At 61.0% G+C, this 15680-nt stretch carries 14 protein-coding genes; 5 read left to right on the top strand and 9 right to left on the bottom strand.

Annotated features, from left to right (window positions below; genetic code table 11):
* Nucleotides 1–109: 109 nt before the first annotated feature.
* The gene (locus tag TU76_RS00650) at nt 110–925 is read right to left on the bottom strand and encodes a TatD family hydrolase (RefSeq protein WP_046810297.1); all 816 of its coding nucleotides are present in this window, start codon (nt 923–925) and stop codon (nt 110–112) included.
* Nucleotides 926–1162: 237 nt separating this feature from the next.
* Here TU76_RS00650 and TU76_RS00645 point away from each other — a divergent pair, with 237 nt between their 5' ends.
* From TU76_RS00645 to TU76_RS00635, 3 genes are all read left to right on the top strand, one after another.
* Nucleotides 1163–2581: an MltF family protein gene (locus TU76_RS00645; RefSeq protein WP_037032649.1), complete on the top strand. Its 1419-nt coding sequence runs from the start codon at nt 1163–1165 to the stop codon at nt 2579–2581.
* A 103-nt stretch (nt 2582–2684) separates the two neighbouring features.
* Nucleotides 2685–3119 carry a DoxX family protein gene (locus tag TU76_RS00640; RefSeq protein ID WP_019827579.1) on the top strand — a complete coding sequence of 145 codons (435 nt, stop codon included), beginning with the start codon at nt 2685–2687 and terminating at the stop codon, nt 3117–3119.
* A 245-nt stretch (nt 3120–3364) separates the two neighbouring features.
* Nucleotides 3365–3673 carry a hypothetical protein gene (locus TU76_RS00635; protein ID WP_046810299.1) on the top strand — a complete coding sequence of 103 codons (309 nt, stop codon included), beginning with the start codon at nt 3365–3367 and terminating at the stop codon, nt 3671–3673.
* Nucleotides 3674–3707: 34 nt separating this feature from the next.
* On the opposite strand, the gene TU76_RS00630 is transcribed toward TU76_RS00635, so the two are convergent.
* The 5 genes from TU76_RS00630 to TU76_RS00610 form a co-directional block, all read right to left on the bottom strand.
* Nucleotides 3708–4985: an NAD(P)/FAD-dependent oxidoreductase gene (locus tag TU76_RS00630; RefSeq protein ID WP_046810300.1), complete on the bottom strand. Its 1278-nt coding sequence runs from the start codon at nt 4983–4985 to the stop codon at nt 3708–3710.
* Nucleotides 4978–6567, bottom strand: a complete 1590-nt coding sequence (locus TU76_RS00625) for an aldehyde dehydrogenase (NADP(+)) (protein ID WP_048350850.1) — start codon at nt 6565–6567, stop codon at nt 4978–4980. The genes TU76_RS00630 and TU76_RS00625 overlap by 8 nt, the downstream gene beginning before the upstream one ends.
* Before the next feature lie 120 nt (nt 6568–6687).
* Nucleotides 6688–7635 (bottom strand): dihydrodipicolinate synthase family protein, encoded by a 948-nt coding sequence (locus TU76_RS00620; protein WP_019827587.1) that lies wholly within the window; start codon nt 7633–7635, stop codon nt 6688–6690.
* 49 nt (nt 7636–7684) lie between these two features.
* Nucleotides 7685–8611 carry a 4-hydroxyproline epimerase gene (locus tag TU76_RS00615; protein ID WP_048350849.1) on the bottom strand — a complete coding sequence of 309 codons (927 nt, stop codon included), beginning with the start codon at nt 8609–8611 and terminating at the stop codon, nt 7685–7687.
* A 54-nt stretch (nt 8612–8665) separates the two neighbouring features.
* Entirely contained in the window at nt 8666–10309 is a 1644-nt protein-coding gene (locus TU76_RS00610; protein WP_019827591.1) for an APC family permease, read from the bottom strand.
* A gap of 203 nt (nt 10310–10512) precedes the next feature.
* Here TU76_RS00610 and TU76_RS00605 point away from each other — a divergent pair, with 203 nt between their 5' ends.
* Nucleotides 10513–11286 carry an AraC family transcriptional regulator gene (locus TU76_RS00605; protein WP_019827593.1) on the top strand — a complete coding sequence of 258 codons (774 nt, stop codon included), beginning with the start codon at nt 10513–10515 and terminating at the stop codon, nt 11284–11286.
* Between the two features lie 9 nt (nt 11287–11295).
* Here TU76_RS00605 and greB read toward each other — a convergent pair whose 3' ends face one another.
* From greB to TU76_RS00590, 3 genes are read right to left on the bottom strand one after another with little or no spacing between them, the layout of a single operon-like run.
* Nucleotides 11296–11793 carry a transcription elongation factor GreB gene (gene greB, locus TU76_RS00600; RefSeq protein WP_048350848.1) on the bottom strand — a complete coding sequence of 166 codons (498 nt, stop codon included), beginning with the start codon at nt 11791–11793 and terminating at the stop codon, nt 11296–11298.
* Between the two features lie 34 nt (nt 11794–11827).
* The gene (locus TU76_RS00595; protein WP_048350847.1) at nt 11828–14332 is read right to left on the bottom strand and encodes an ABC transporter permease; all 2505 of its coding nucleotides are present in this window, start codon (nt 14330–14332) and stop codon (nt 11828–11830) included.
* Nucleotides 14332–15015 (bottom strand): ABC transporter ATP-binding protein, encoded by a 684-nt coding sequence (locus TU76_RS00590; RefSeq protein ID WP_019827599.1) that lies wholly within the window; start codon nt 15013–15015, stop codon nt 14332–14334. Before TU76_RS00590 ends, TU76_RS00595 begins: the two co-directional genes overlap by 1 nt.
* Nucleotides 15016–15025: 10 nt before the next feature.
* Here TU76_RS00590 and TU76_RS00585 point away from each other — a divergent pair, with 10 nt between their 5' ends.
* Nucleotides 15026–15631, top strand: coding sequence for an arylesterase (locus TU76_RS00585; RefSeq protein ID WP_019827600.1), 606 nt, complete (start codon nt 15026–15028; stop codon nt 15629–15631).
* The last annotated feature ends 49 nt before the right edge of the window (nt 15632–15680 follow it).

Genomic DNA, 15680 nt, shown 5'->3' with positions numbered 1-15680 from the left:
TAGGCCAAGCCCTATTGTGGGAGCGAGCCTGCTAGCGAACGACCTTCGCGAGCAGGCTCGCTCCCACAGTTGCCGTTGTCCTGCTGCAGCCTCGTTCCTTCGCCAGCGGCTACGAGTTCTGGGCCAGTACCGGCAACCCATAAAATGCCCGTGCGCAGGCGGTCGTGTGTTCGGCCAGGTCCTGTTCGCTTTCACCACGATGCACGGCCACTTCGCGCAGCACGTCGGTCAGGTAAGCCGGTTCGTTGCGGCCATTTTTCGGTTTGGGTCGCAGAGTGCGTGGCAGCAAGTAGGGCGCGTCACTTTCCAGCATCAGGCGACCCCGGGGGATGTCCCGTACCAGCGGGTGCAAGTGGGTGCCGCGACGCTCGTCGCAGATCCAGCCGGTAATGCCGACGTGCAGGTCCAGATCGAGATAACTGAACAGCGCCTTTTTTTCGCCGGTGAAACAGTGCACGACAGCGGCCGGCAAGCGATCACGGAAGTCGCGCAGGATTTCGAGCAGACGCTGATTGGCATCGCGCTCATGCAGAAACACCGGTAGTTGCAGGTCAACGGCCATTGCCAGGTGTTCTTCCAGCACTTTCTCTTGCTGGGCACGGGGCGAGAAATCGCGGTTGAAATCCAGGCCGCATTCACCGACGGCACACACACCGGGCTCCTTGAGCAAGGCGAGCAACTGGCGGGCGCTGTCGCCGTTCCAGTCACTGGCCGAGTGCGGGTGAATGCCGGCGGTGGAGAACAGTCGCTGACCGCTTTCATCCAGGTCGCGGCAGAGTTGCAAGGCCTGTTCGCTGCCTTCAACGCTGGTGCCGGTCAGCACCAATTGGCACACGCCCGCCGCGTAAGCACGGTCCAGAACGGCCTGGTGCTTGCCGTCGAAGCTTGGGTTGGTCAGGTTGACGCCGATATCGATGAGTTGCATGGTGCTACCTCAGGCCACAAGCCGCGAAGCATATCAGAGCTGTAGATTTATAAGAAAAACCAAGAACTACAGACAGTTATGGTTGTCTTTGAATGCCGCAACAACGCAATGCCCGGTTTTCCACAGGACGCATTGACTGTTTTGCGCGCTGTTTCCAGCGCTTAAAAGTCCCAAATGGGGCAACCGGTTGTCGGGTAATCCGACAGGGTGCTGGGCTGTATTCTTTCCGGAGAACGGATGACAAGACCGACGCTATTGATTGCGCTGTGCCTGCTGCTACTGCCACTACCGGCACTGGCACGATTGGCCGGACCCTTGCAGGTCGGGCAGCCGAGTCAGGTCCGCGATCTGGCGCAAATCCGCAGCAGTCAGGTGCTGCGGGTGTTGGTCAACCAGAGCCGCAACAGCTCGGGAGAAGTGCAAGGCCAGGCCATCGGCGTTGAATACCATCGTCTGCGTGCGTTCGAACGCTTCCTCAACAGCCATGCCCGTGATGGCCAGGAAATTACTCTCAAGATCATTCCCAAAGCCAAGGACCAACTCCTGGGCGCCTTGTCCCGTGGTGAAGGCGATGTGGTTGCCCCGGGGGAGTTGATTGATTTCAAGCCCAGTCGCGCCATCAGCGCCAGCGAGCCGATCGTCGACGATGTGCCATTGCTGTTGGTGGGGGTCAAGGGCGAACGTCGCTTCACCCGTCTTGAACAGCTGTCGGGCCGAACGGTGGCGTTGACCACGGGCAGCGCGGCTGGCGCCTCGGTCAATTTGATCAATCAAAAACTCGCATTGCGCAAACTGCCGCCGGTGAAGATCGAATGGGTAGACCCGACTCTGGCGGTGGAAGATGTGCTGGAGATGGTGCAGGCCGGCATTTTTCACCTGACCATCGTTGAGCGCCCGATTGCCGAGCGTTGGGCCACCTTGATGCCCAAGCTGCGGTTTGACCGTAAGGTGCTGGTCAGCGAACCCGACGCGATGCGCTGGTATGTGCGTCGCGATGCCTCGATGTTGCGTGCCAGTATCGACCGCTTTCTGGACGGCTATAAGGCACCGGCCGATCAGGACGTGGCGTTTGAGCGGGTGTATCGACGTTTGTATCGGGTGCATTACCCCTTGGCCCGAGCCGACCGCCAGAAGCTTGAAAAGCTGCGTCCGGTGTTGCAAAAGCATGCTCGCCAGCAAGGCATGGACTGGTTGAACCTGGCGGCGCTGGCATTCAAGGAGTCAACCCTGAACCCGAATGCCAAGGGCGTTGGCGGAGCGACAGGGCTGTTGCAAATTACCCCCTCTGCAGCGCAGCGGGTGGGGGTCAACAACATTCAAAACGTCGATAACAATGTACAGGCCGGTGCCCGGTACCTGGCTCTGATCCGCCGCAAATTCTTCGCCAGCCCCAAACTCAACGAGCGTGAGCGCATGGCCTTTGTCCTGGCGGCGTACAACATGGGCCCCGAGCGGGTACAAGGCATGCGCGCAGAAGCCAGGCGACGGGGGCTGAACCCTAATCAATGGTTTTTTCAGGTGGAACGAATTGCCATGGAGCAGGTGGGAATGGGCGCTGTCAGCTATGTTAATAGCGTGAATAAATACTATTTGGCCTTTGATCGGGTGCGCGACTCTCTGGAGCCCGCAAAAGCTGAGCTGGCCTCACGAAAATAATCGAAAAAACTGATTGTTATCTTGGGTTTATTCGACTTTTCACATTCTAAAAACTGATTAGTATGGCGGGCATTCCCCAACTGATTACCTAAAGGACTTCACCATGAGCAAATTGATCCATACCGTACTGGGCAGCCGCGCAGGTTATGGTTTGACTGTTTTGCGTATCTTCGTAGGCATCATCTTTGCAGCTCACGGTTCGCAGAAACTTTTCGGCTGGTTTGGCGGTGGCGGGTTGGCCGGCACGGCGCAATGGATGGAAAGCATCGGCCTGGCACCGGGTACGTTGATGGCGGTGCTGGCGGGCGGTACCGAGTTTCTGGGTGGTCTGGCGCTGATCGTTGGCCTGCTGGCTCGACCTGCGGCATTAGGCCTGTCGTTTACCTTGCTGGTGGCGATTTTCTCGGTGCATATCCATAACGGTCTGTTTATGGCAAACAACGGTTATGAATTTGCCTTGGCTCTGTTGGGCGGCACCCTCGCTGTATTGTTCGAAGGTGCAGGCAAGTTGTCCCTCGATCGTGCGATTACCGACTGAAAATCGAATGTTCGTAAAAAGACCCGCCCAGAGCGGGTCTTTTTCGTTTTACATGATTGTTGACAGTTGTAAGCAGGTTTATCTAGGATGTTTCTTGCGCCGATTTAAACAGCTACTTGCGGGGCGCCAGAGGGTCTAGAGACCGTCTAAGAGGCTTGAAGCACGCCTCGAAATACCGCTAAAGCGCTGGTTCGGTGTTGCCTCTCACCTGCCACGCAGAATCTTGAGGCGGAGAACCGATACAGATGAGTCACCCACGTCCCCTGGTACGTCTTGCGCCGATCTCGGCCAGCCCTGCTTTGCGCAATCCAAAAATCCTTCTTGGCGGTAAACACCAGCCCACATTATTGCGCTGTCTGGACGGCTGGCCGCGTCGAAAGGGCCGGGCTACGGCATTTCTGATCCAGTTTGTCGAAGAGGGTGATCCGCTGGCGCGCTTTGCTGCTGACAGTTTTGACCTGGCAGTGATCCAGTCCCCCGATGCCGACAATGCCGAGCAGGTGATTCATAACCTGACCCGCGTTTGCCGCCAGGGGCTGATTACACTGCGTTGAGGCTCCAGCACCGTAGCAGCTGCTACGGATGGGATCAGAAACGGTCCAGCCGGTACGGGTGCAACTCAGGTAGCGCATGGGCACTGGTTGCCCCCGCCAACTGCGCAATCAATTCCGCAGTCACTGCTGCCTGTGTCAGGCCAAGATGTTGGTGGCCAAAGGCAAGTAGCACCTTGCCGTCACCTACCTTGTCGATAATCGGCAATGAGTCTGGCAGCGACGGCCGAAAGCCCATCCACGGCGTGGCGGCTTGCGCGTTCAGGTCACGACGGAACAACCCTTTGCTCAGCCGATGTAACTGCCAGGCGCGCTCCATGCTAGGTGGCGCCTGCAATCCTGCAAACTCAACAGTACCCGCCAGTCTCAGACCGTCAGTCATCGGGGTCATGATGAACTTGCGCTCCAGCGAGGTGACGGCAAAAGGCAGCCGGTCATGTTCGTGGGGCAGCATCAGGTGGTAACCGCGCTCGGTATCCAGTGGGACCTTTTTGCCGGTCAGGTCGGCGGTGAGTTTCGCCGAATGGGCGCCGCAGGCAATCACTACCCGCCGGGCCGTCACACGGCCCTGAGGGGTGACCAGACTCACACCAGTCTCGTTCAGGTGCCCGCCCGTGACCTGTTGCGTGAGGAACTGCACACCGCAGGTTCTGGCGGCGTTCACCAGTTCGCATACCACGCGGTAGGGGTCGATAAAGTGCCCGGTCGCCGGGAAAAACAACCCGCCCTGAATCTGCTCGCTGAGTTGCGGCGCGGTCTCGTGTACCGCCTTGGCCTCCCAGAACTCAACCGGTACCTGTTGCTGACGCATGCGTGCCTGTAGCGCTTGGAGCGCGGGGCGTGATTCAGGTCGCTCGTAGACCAGCAATGAGCCGTCTTCGCGCATCAGGCCGGGGCAGTCAATGCCGTCCAGCAGCCGGTGCCAGGCATCCAGGCTGCTTTCATTGAGGGCTCGGATACCGGCCACGGTGCGCTGGAAAGGCGCCGGGCGCAGGTTCAGCAGCAGCCGGGTAAACCAGGGCAGGGCACGGGGCATGTATTTCCAGTCCAGGCGCAGGGGGCCCATCGGGTCCATGAGCATGGCCGGCAACCGCTTGAGGATAGACAGGTCGGCAATCGGGAACACCTGTTCGGTTGCCAGATGCCCTGCATTGCCAAACGAGGCCCCCTGGCCCGGCTCCTGCTGGTCGATGACCACTACCCGCAGACCCTGTCGCGCCAACTGAAGGGCGCAGGCGACGCCGATAATGCCGGCGCCGACCACCGCAATGTCAGCGTTCTGGTGCGCGCTGTTTGAGCTGAAATGATCAGGCATTTTGTTGGGCTTCTCTGTGGCCATCGAGCAGGCGGCGCAGTTGCAGAGGATTGTCGTGCTTGAGTGCGGTGGGCAACAAGCTGTCCGGGAAGTCCTGATAGCAGACCGGGCGCAGGAAACGCAGGATAGCCGCGGTGCCGACCGAGGTGGTTCGCGTGTCGGAGGTGGCCGGGAATGGGCCTCCGTGGACCATCGCATCACACACCTCAACACCGGTGGGCCAGCCGTTGACCAGCAGGCGTCCGGCTTTGCGTTCCAGAGTCGGCAACAAGGCCCTGGCACTTTCCAGGTCTGCGTCATCCAGTTGCAGGGTGATGGTCAACTGGCCTTCCAGATGCTCGAAGACCTGGCGGATCTCTTCATCATCGGCGCATTGCACGACCAGCGACGCGGCCCCGAATACCTCGGCCTGCAACGCCGGATCGGCGATAAAGTCCCGGGCCCGGGTGACAAACAGGTGGGCCTGGCATTGGTTGGGCGTATCGCCTTTCAAGCCTGCTGCGGCTTCTTGCGCGCTGCTCAGTTCGTGCAGCGCGCCGACGCCAGCTTCATAAGCCTGGAAAATCCCGGGAGTGAGCATGGTCTGCGCCGGGCTGCGCTGTATCAGTGCGGCAGCGGCGTTGATGAAACGATCCAGGGCGGGGCCCTGGCGGGCAATGACCAGTCCCGGGTTGGTGCAAAACTGGCCAGCCCCTTGAGTCAGGGAGGTCACGAAGCCTTGTGCCAGCGCTTCACCGCGAGCCTGCAAGGCCGCGGGGAAGAGTAACACCGGATTGATCGAACTCATTTCTGCATACACAGGGATGGGTTCAGGGCGTGCCTGGGCCGCCTTGCACAAGGCCAGACCACCGCTGCGTGAGCCGGTAAAACCGACGGCTTTGATTCGTGGGTCGGTCACCAGGGCAATGCCCACCTCGCGACCGGAACCGAACAGCAGCGAAAACACGCCGGCATGCAGTCCCGATTTTTTCACCGCCCGGGCCACCGCGTGGCCGACCAGTTCGCTGGTGCCGGGGTGTGCGCTGTGAGCCTTGACCACAACCGGGCAGCCGGCGGCGAGAGCCGATGCGGTGTCGCCACCTGCGACGGAGAAGGCCAGCGGGAAGTTGCTGGCACCGAATACGGCTACTGGCCCCAGCGCCACCTGGCGTTGACGCAGGTCTGAACGGGGCAGGGGCTGACGTTCAGGCAAGGCGCTGTCGACTCGCACATCAAGCCATTCACCCGCGCGCACGGTGCGGGCAAAGGTGCGCAGCTGCTGGCAGGTCCGGCCGCGCTCACCGAGGATGCGTGGGCGTGGCAGGCCAGATTCGCAGACTGCACGGTCGATCAACTCATCGCCGATGGCTTCGATTTCATCGGCGATGGTTTCAAGGAAAGTGGCACGAGCGGCCAGTGGCGTCTCGCGAAAGCTATCAAAAGCCTCCCAGGCCAAAGCGCACGCCTGCTCGACATCTTCGCCGGTGCCGCCGAGGTAGGCCGGTTCCAGCGCTGTGCCGGTGGCGGGGTTGATCGCCCGGATCGCTTCGCGGCTACCGGTGATGGCTTGCTGACCGATCAGCATGTTGCCTGTCAGAGTCATGGCGTGTTCCTGGAAAAAATTGGGCTGGGGGGGTGTGGGAGCGAGCCTGCTCGCGAAGCCTTCGCGAGCAGGCTCGCTCCCACAGAAGCACCGCTCGTTTAAGGGAACGGAGTTGAGCGATCAGGCCACGTTCTGTTCGGCTGACCAGTTTTTGTACCACTGACGGAACAGGGCGTACTGGTTCTCGGCGTAGTGACGCTGAGCATCGCTGAGCGCATCGGTCTCGTTGAAGTGCAGGGTGTATTCGGTGTCGCCATTGAGCACCATCAGGTGCTTGTAGTAGAGCACCAGGTCGGTGCCTTCATCGAATGACGAGAGCACGCTCAGTGCAGCTTCCAGCTCGCGGGCCAGACGGCGGGCCTTGGGGTCGCCCAGGGCCGCTTGCTTGCTCAGGGCGACCAGTTGCAGCACTTCGCGTGGCAGGGCGTTACCGATACCGGTAATGGCACCGGTGGCGTTGCAGTTGACGAAGCCATGGACCACTTGGGTATCGACACCGACCATCAGGGTTACGTCATCGTCCTTGGACGTGATGTGCTCAGCGGCGTAACGCATGTCGGCGGCACCGCCGAACTCTTTGAAGCCGATCAGGTTCGGGTATTCGCGACGCAGTTCAAAGAACAGGTCGGCGCGGGTGGCGAAGCCGTAGTAAGGGCTGTTGTAGATCACGGCCGGTAGCTGTGGAGCTGCTTGCAGGATGGCGGCGAAGTGTGCTTTTTGCGCAGCAGGCGAGGCCGCACGGGACAGCAGGCGAGGAATCACCATCAGGCCCTGGGCACCGACTTTGGCGGCGTGTGCTGCGTGGGACACGGCTTCGCGGCTGTTGACGGCGCCGGTGCCAACGATGGTCGGAATACCGGCAGCCACCAGGCGTGCCACGCCTTCCTGACGCTCGGCTTCGGTCAGCAATGGCCAGTCACCCATGGAGCCGCAGTACACGACGGCGCTCATGCCGATATCGATCAGTTCGCGGCCCTTGGCGACCAGCGCGTCGAAGTCCGGTTTGCGATCGGCGGTGCAAGGGGTCATCAGTGCAGGCATGCAACCGGTGAAAATGTTATCGCTCATTGTTGTAACTCCTGGAGTCGTTTATTCAGAGGTGTGTGGAACTGGGGGCTTAAATGCCCCACGCGAACGGATCTTTTTCGTCGATCAGCAACGTGCTGTCGGCGGTCATGAAGGCTTGGCCGGTAATGAACGGGCGAATGCGCTCGCCTTCCCATTGGTAGCTGCCAACAAACTGGCTGGCGGTAATGCTGGCTTGCACCCAGGGCTGGCCGGGGGCCAATTTGCCATCGGCCGCCAGACACGCCAGTTTGGCGCTGGTGCCGGTACCGCATGGCGAGCGGTCGTAGGCCTTGCCCGGGCACATGACAAAGTTGCGGCTGTCGGCCTTGTCGTCGTCGGCAAACAGTTCGATATGGTCGATCAGGGCGCCGTCTTCGCCGTGGATACCCTGGGCCTCAAGGGCTTTAAGCATCGCCCAGGTGTACTCGGTCAGGGCTTCTACGTTGTCCAGTTGCAGCGCATGGCCGTGATCGGACACGAGGAAGAACCAGTTGCCGCCCCAGGCGATATCGCCATACACCCGGCCGTGTCCCGGTACTTCAACGGCGACCTGTTTGCGGTAGCGGTAGGCGGGCACATTTCCAACGGTCACGCTGCCGTCTTCATGCAACGTGGCGCTGACCGGGCCGACCGGGGTGTCGATCTTGTGCTCTCCGGTCTCGATCATCCCCAGATGGTGCAGCGAAGCGACCAAACCGATGGTGCCGTGGCCGCACATGCCCAGGTAGCCGGCATTGTTGAAGAAAATAACGCCGCAGGTGGCATCCGGCGACACCGGCTCGCAATACAGCGCGCCCACCAGCACATCGTTGCCACGGGGCTCCAGCAGGCAGGCGCGGCGCCATGGGTCATGCCGGTCGCGCAGTTCATCGCGCTGCTCGACCATGGTACGGCCGGCCAGTTGCGGAAAGCCTTTGATCACCAGGCGGGTGGGTTCGCCGCCGGTGTGTGAATCAATGATATGTACGTGCTTCATAAACTTATCCCTTGGAAGAGAACAGCGGCTGGGAAGACGGTGGCTAACGGTGTCTCAGGACGAAGTCTGGATAAACGCCCCCGTGGCGTGCCGGGATGGCGTCTGGCTGGAAAGTTCCGGGGTGTCTTCGCTTTCCTCGTCGTCTTCCAGGCGGACCATGTGTGCCGGTACGCCGGTGGCGGCCCCCCAGTAATAGATACCCGTGGCGCACGCAGCGACGACCAGGGTGTCGAAAGGGTGAGCGAGCACGCCCAGGCCACCGAAGGTGCCGAGCTTGGACAGCACGATGGTCACGGCATAGAAGCCGATCAGCCACAAGGAAGAGCGTACTTGCTGGGCCAGGCTCAGGTGGTTGGTCGGTACAAAGCGGGCGCACAGCAGGTACACCACAAACATCACGATCTGCAGGCCGAGCAACCAGGACACGGTCTTCCAGCCTGACCAGTAGACGATCAGCGCAGCGACGATGAATGACAGCGGCCCCAGCACGGCCATCCACTTGACCCTGAAAGGGCGCGGCATGTCGGGTGCATTGCGGCGCAGTGCGGCCACGGACACCGGAGCCACGGCGTAGCTCAATACCAGCGCGGCGGATACCACGTTGATCAGGGCTTCCCAGGAGGGGAACGGCAGGGTCCAGAACACCGACAGGCCAAAGGTCAGCCACAGCGCCGGGCGCGGGATGCCGGACTTTTCATCGATGCGGGTGAACACTTTGAAGAACGTGCCGGTTTGCGCCCAGCCATAGATCACACGCGGTGTAGCGTTCATGTAGATGTTGCCGCAGCCGCTGGGGGAGATCACCGCATCGGCCACCACCAAATAGGCCAGCCAGCCCACACCCAGTGCCAGGGCGATGTCGCGATAGGGCAGGGCCAGTTCCTTGGTCACACCGGCCCAGCCGTTGACCAGCATCTCGGTCGGCACGCCGCCGAGGAAGGCGACCTGCAACAGCACATAAATCACAGTAGACAGCAGAACCGACAGGATCAGGGCAATCGGGATGGTGCGTTGCGGGTTCTTGACCTCGCTGGCCACCGAAATGATCGGGGTCAGGCCCAGGTAGGCAAAGATAATGCCGCCCGCGGAAACAGCCATCTGCACGCCCGACAGACCGAAGGGAGCAAAGCCCTGGGAATAGAGGTTTTCCGGCTTGAAGAAGGTGAACAGTACGCCGATGACCAGCAGCGGCACGATGAACTTGAATACGCTGACCAGATTGTTGGCCATGGCGAAGGTCTTCACGCTGCGATAGTTGAGCATGAAGAACAGGCACAGCAGGCCGAACTGCAGGAGCCAGCCCAGGATCGAAGGATCACTGGAGCCTGCCTTGGTCAGCTCGGGGAACCATGCTGCGGCGTATTGGCGAGCGGCGACCACTTCAATCGCCACCAGGCTGGAAAATGCGATCAGGGTGATAAAACCCATCAAGTACCCGAGCAGCGGGCCATGGGAGTAAACCGGGTAGCGGATAACGCCACCGGCGCGCGGCAGGGCAGCGCCCAATTCACAGTAAACAATGCCCAACAGCAGCACAGAAAAACCGCCCAGCAGCCAGGAAAATATCCCCGCGGGCCCCGCAATTGCAGAAACGTGGCTGGCTGCGAACAACCAGCCGGAACCGAAGATGGCACCCAGACCGATAAAGGTCAGGTCCATCAGTGAGAGCTGTTTCTTGAATTTGCCTTTACCTGACATGGAGTCGCCTTATTGTGAGTTTTTGGTTAGGCAGGTGTGATGTCATTTGCCATTGCGCCAAAACCACTGGCGGGTGTGCAATGGCGCTAGATTGAACGTCCGGGCGGATTTGCGATTGATGTTTTCCATTGAAGCCGATGACGAAATCAGCACAATATGCACAGGTGGGTTGAGCCTGCTCGAGTAGTGGGGGAGTGAAATTCATGACGCAGAATGCGTTTGCAATCCTGAGCCAGGGGAGCGAGCTGAGTCGTCCCGAGAGCCTTGAGCAGTTGCTGTCGGGTGTGGCGCTTTTGTTGCCGATGCTGGATGTGATTCCCAATGCCGCGATCTTTATCAAGGACATTCAGGCGCGCTATGTCCTGGCAAATCGCACGCTGGTGCAGCGTTGCGGGCTCAAGCAGCTGCAACCCTTGCTGGGCAAAACCAGCGCCGAGGTCTTCCCTGAGCAATTGGGGCCTGGCTATACCGAACAGGATCGACGCGTGCTGGAGCAGGGGCTGGTGCTGGAAGATCAGCTGGAGCTGCATTTGTACGGCAGTCGGGAGCCGGGCTGGTGCCTGACGCACAAGCGACCTCTGTATAACCGTGACGGTGTAATCATTGGCCTGGCCGGGATCTCGGTTGACCTGCAGTCGGCCAGTGACACCCATCCGGCCTATCAGCGGCTGGCGGCGGTAGACGAGCACATTCGCACGCATTTCAATCGTCGCGTCACCCTGGGCGAGTTGACGCGCATTGCCGGGATTTCAGTGGCGCAACTGGAACGCTACTGCAAGCGGGTGTTCCACCTCACGCCGAGGCAGATGATCCAGAAGGTACGTCTGGAGCACGCCCATCGCCTGTTGCTGACCGACATTCCCATTACTGAAGTTGCACTGCAGTGCGGCTATACCGACCACAGCGCGTTCACCCGGCAGTTCAAGGCATTGACCGGCTTTACGCCGCGTCAGTACCGACAGGCCACGGCACCCTGAGGGCAAGGGTTACGGGTAATCAATCGCGACGATGTACACCCACTGCTCCCCGGTGGGTGTTTGTACTTGGACTTCGGCATCCAGTGACTTGCCGATCAGCGCCCGGGCCAGGGGTGAGTCGATGCTGATCAGCCCTTTCTTGAGGTCAAGCTCATCGGGCCCGACGATGCGGTAGCGCGACTGCTTGCCGTCTTCATCTTCAATGGTGACCCAGGCCCCGAAATACACCTTGTTCGGATCGCTGGGTTTTTCGCTGACCACCTTGAGGCTTTCAAGGCGCTTGGTCAGGAAGCGCACACGGCTGTCGATCTCGCGCAGCATTTTTTTGCCGTAGGTGTATTCGGCGTTTTCCGAGCGGTCGCCCTGGGCTGCGGCTTCGCTGACAGATTGCGTCACCTGCGGCCTGCGAACGTGCCACAACTCGTGCAGCTCTGCGCGCATCCGCGCTTCACCTTCAGGGGTGATCAGCGCGGTGCCGGCAGGGCGGGGAGGGCGATAGCGGCTCATGGGCAATCCGTGTGCAGAGAAGGGCGCGAGTCTATCAGCCCTCGCGCAGCACTGTCAGCGGGCTGGCATTGAGCGCCCTGCGCGTACCGAATACACCTGCGCCACCTACCATCAGGGCGCCCAGCACGGGTAGCAGCAGCAGCCACGGGTGCGGGGACCACGGCAGGTCAAAGGCAAAGCGGTAAAGCACCAGGCTGACCAGTTCGGCACCCAGCGCTGCGAGCAAGCCGCTGGTGGCACCCAGCAGGCCGAACTCGATCCTCCTGGCCTTGATCAGCAGTTGCCGTTCGGCCCCCAGTGCCCTGAGCAGGGCCCCCTGGCGAATCCGTTCGTCCAGAGTGGATTGCAGGCCGGAAAACAGCACTGCCATGCCTGCTGCCAGGACGAACAACAACACGTATTCCACGGCAATGGTCACTTGCGCAAGGATGCTGCGCAGCTGCTCAAGCAGGGCTTCGATGGGCAGAATGGTCACGGCCGGGAAGCTGCGCGACAGATCGATGATTTCCTTGTCGTGCCCCGGTGCCAGGTAAAAGCTGGTGAGGTAAGTAGTCGGCAGGTCCTGGAGGGTGCCGGGTTGGAAAATCATGAAGAAGTTGGGTTGGAAGTTATCCCAGTTGATGCTGCGCAAGCTGGTGACACGGGCTTCGCGATTAACCCCGGCAACGGTGAAGGTCAGGTGATCGCCCAGTTTCAGTTTCAGGCTTTCAGCAACCTTGGCTTCTACCGAGACGCCCGGTATATCCCCGGCAGGTTGTTGGGTCCACCAGGTGCCTGCGGTCAGTTCGTTGTCGGCTGGCAGGTCGGCCGCCCAGGTCAGGCTCAAGTCACGCTGAATGGCTTTGTCGCCGCTGGAGTCCTTACTGACGATATCTTGCGCCGGCTCGCCATTGATACTGATCAGGCGCCCCGGAATCACCGGATACAGCGGCGCAGCCTGGGCCTGAAGGGTCATCAGGTGGGCGCCGAGAGCGTCCTTGTCCGCCGGCAGGATGTTGAGTGCAAAGTAGTTGGGCGCGTTTTTAGGCAGCTGGTTTTGCCATGTGTCGAGCAACTCGCCGCGCAGCAGGGCAATCAGGCCCATCGATAGCAGGATCAGGCCAAAAGCCAAGGCCTGGCCCGCTGCCGCCAGCGGGTGACGCAGTAATTGGCCCAGCCCCAGGCGCCAGGGCAGAGAGGCCCGTGCCAGCAGGCGGCGCAGGCTTTGCAGGCCCAGCAGCAGGATGCCGCCCAGAACCAGCGCAGCAATCACGCCACCCCCGAGCAGGGCGAAGGTCAGCACCAGGTCCAGGCTCATGCGCCACATGATCAGCCCCAGTGCCAGCAGTGCAGCACCGTAGACGGTCCAAGTGCTGGCGGGAATCGGCAGCATGTCGCGCCGCAAGACTCGCAGTGGTGGTACGCGGCCCAATGCCGCCAGCGGCGGCAATGCGAAACCCGCCAGTGCCACCAGCCCGGTGCCCATCCCGGCGATCGCAGGCATCAAGCCTCCAGGCGGTACGTCAGCGGGCAGCAAGTCGTGCAACAAGGCGAATAGTCCAAGCTGCGCGAGCCAGCCAAGCACGGCACCCGCAAGGCTGGCCAGCAGACCGAGCACTGCCAGTTGAAGGGTAAACAGCCACAGGGTTTCGCGCCGCGACAGGCCCAGGCAGCGCAGCAGGGCGCTCGCATCAAAGCGTCGATTGGCAAAGCGCGTCGCTGACAACGCCACGGCTACGCCCGACAGCAGAACCGCCACCAGGCTGGCCATATTCAGGTAACGCTCGGCCTTGCCCAGCGCGCCACCGATCTGCTGGTTGCCATCACGGCCGTCCAGCAGGCGCTGGTTGGGGCCCAGGCCGGGTTTGATTGATTGGCGATAGGCTTCAAGGGCTGGGGCGTCACCGCGCCATAGCTCGCGATAGGTGACCCTGCTGCCCGGTTGCACGATGCCGGTGTCAGCCAGATCGTCCAGGTTGATCAGTACCCGTGGGGTCAGGCTGTAAAGATTACCGGCACGATCAGGCTCGTAGGTCAGGACGCGGGTGATGCGCACGGTTTTTGAGCCGACATCGATTTCATCGCCGATCTTGAGATCCAGCGCGGTCAGCAGTCGGGCTTCGGCCCACGCTTGCCCAGGCTCTGGGCCGCCACCGGATTGTTCTTCGGCATAGGGTTGGGCGGCGCTTTTCAGTTCGCCGCGCAACGGGTAGGCATCGTCTGCCGCCTTGATGCTGGACAGCTGAATGCCGTTGTCGGTAGCGATCACGCTGGCAAACTCAACCACGCGAGCGTGTGCGAGTCCCTGATCGATACCGACCTTGATTTGTTCTTCACGGGCCGGGGAGCTGCCATCCAGCACCAGGTCGGCGCCCAGGAACTCGGTGGCGCGCAACAGCATCGCACCATTGAGGCGGGCACCGAAGTAGCCGATGGCGGTGCTGGCTGCGACCGCAACCAGCAGGGCAAAGAACAGCACGCGCAACTCGCCTGCGCGAGCATCGCGCAGCAATTGGCGTACGGCAAGGCTTAGCAGGCGCAACAGCGGCAGGCGTGCCATCAGGGCTCCAGAGGGCCGACCAGATGGCCAGCTTCAAGACGGATCAGGCGCCGGCACCGATGGGCCAGGCGTTCGTCATGGGTCACCAGCACCAGGGTGGTGCCGCGTTCCTTGTTGAGTTCGAAGAGCAGGTCGGTGATGCGCTCGCCGGTGTGACTGTCCAGGTTGCCGGTGGGTTCATCGGCAAACAGCACATCCGGGTTGGCCGCAAACGCCCGTGCAATGGCGACTCGCTGCTGTTCACCGCCGGAGAGCTGGCGCGGCGAATGGCTCAGGCGTTGGCCAAGGCCGACGCGATCCAGCAGATGGCGGGCATGTTCGCGGGCATCTTTTCGGCCCTCAAGCTCCAGGGGCAACATGACGTTTTCCAGGGCGTTGAGGCTGTCGAGCAACTGGAATGACTGGAACACGAAACCCACGTGTTCGGCCCGTACCCGAGCGCGCTGGTCTTCGTCCAGCGTGCTCAGTGCGCGACCGGCCAGAATCACTTCGCCCTGACTGGGCAGGTCCAGGCCTGCCAACAAGCCCAGCAAGGTGGACTTGCCCGAGCCGGATGCACCGACAATCGCCAGGCTGTCGCCCTTGTTCAATTCAAGGCTCAAGGGGTGCAGGATGGTTAACTCGCCTTCCGCGCTGGGAACCACTTTGCTAAGGTTCTGCGCGGTGAGAATACTTTCGCCCATGGAGAATCCAATGCGTGTGTGGTTTTTAAGTGCTGCTCTGGCCCTGATGTGCATGGCGCAGACGGCAACGGCGGGAACAATCTTGATCGTTGGCGATAGTATCAGCGCGGCTTTCGGCCTGGATACCCGTCTGGGATGGGTGTCGTTGCTCGAACAGCGGCTCAAGGAGCAAGGATACGACGATAAGGTGGTCAACGCCTCAATCAGCGGTGACACCAGCGCTGGAGGGCTTGCGCGGCTGCCTGCACTGCTTGCAGAGCATAAGCCAGAGGTGGTGATTGTAGAGCTGGGCGGCAATGATGGCCTGCGTGGCCAACTGCCTGCTCAATTGAAACAAAATCTTGCAGGGATGATCGATGCCTCTCAACAGGCGGGTGCCAAGGTGCTGCTTTTGGGAATGCAATTGCCGCCCAATTACGGTGCGCGTTATACCCAGTCCTTTGCTGCGGTTTACGCTGAGTTGGGCAAAGAAAAAAAGGTCACTCTGGTGCCGTTTTTCCTTGAGGGCGTAGGGGGCAAACCCGAGCTGATGCAGGCTGATCGCATTCACCCGGCGGTCGGGGCACAGGGGCTTTTGCTGGATAATGTGTGGCCGGCGCTAAAACCCCTGCTTTGATGCTTTTCTAGTGGCAGTGTTTCGGCTAAGGTGGCGCCCCCCCGATTTG

Origin of the sequence: Pseudomonas psychrophila (genome assembly GCF_001043005.1) — a bacterium.
GTDB lineage: Bacteria > Pseudomonadota > Gammaproteobacteria > Pseudomonadales > Pseudomonadaceae > Aquipseudomonas > Aquipseudomonas psychrophila.
This window is presented reverse-complemented; position numbering and strand designations above follow the sequence as displayed.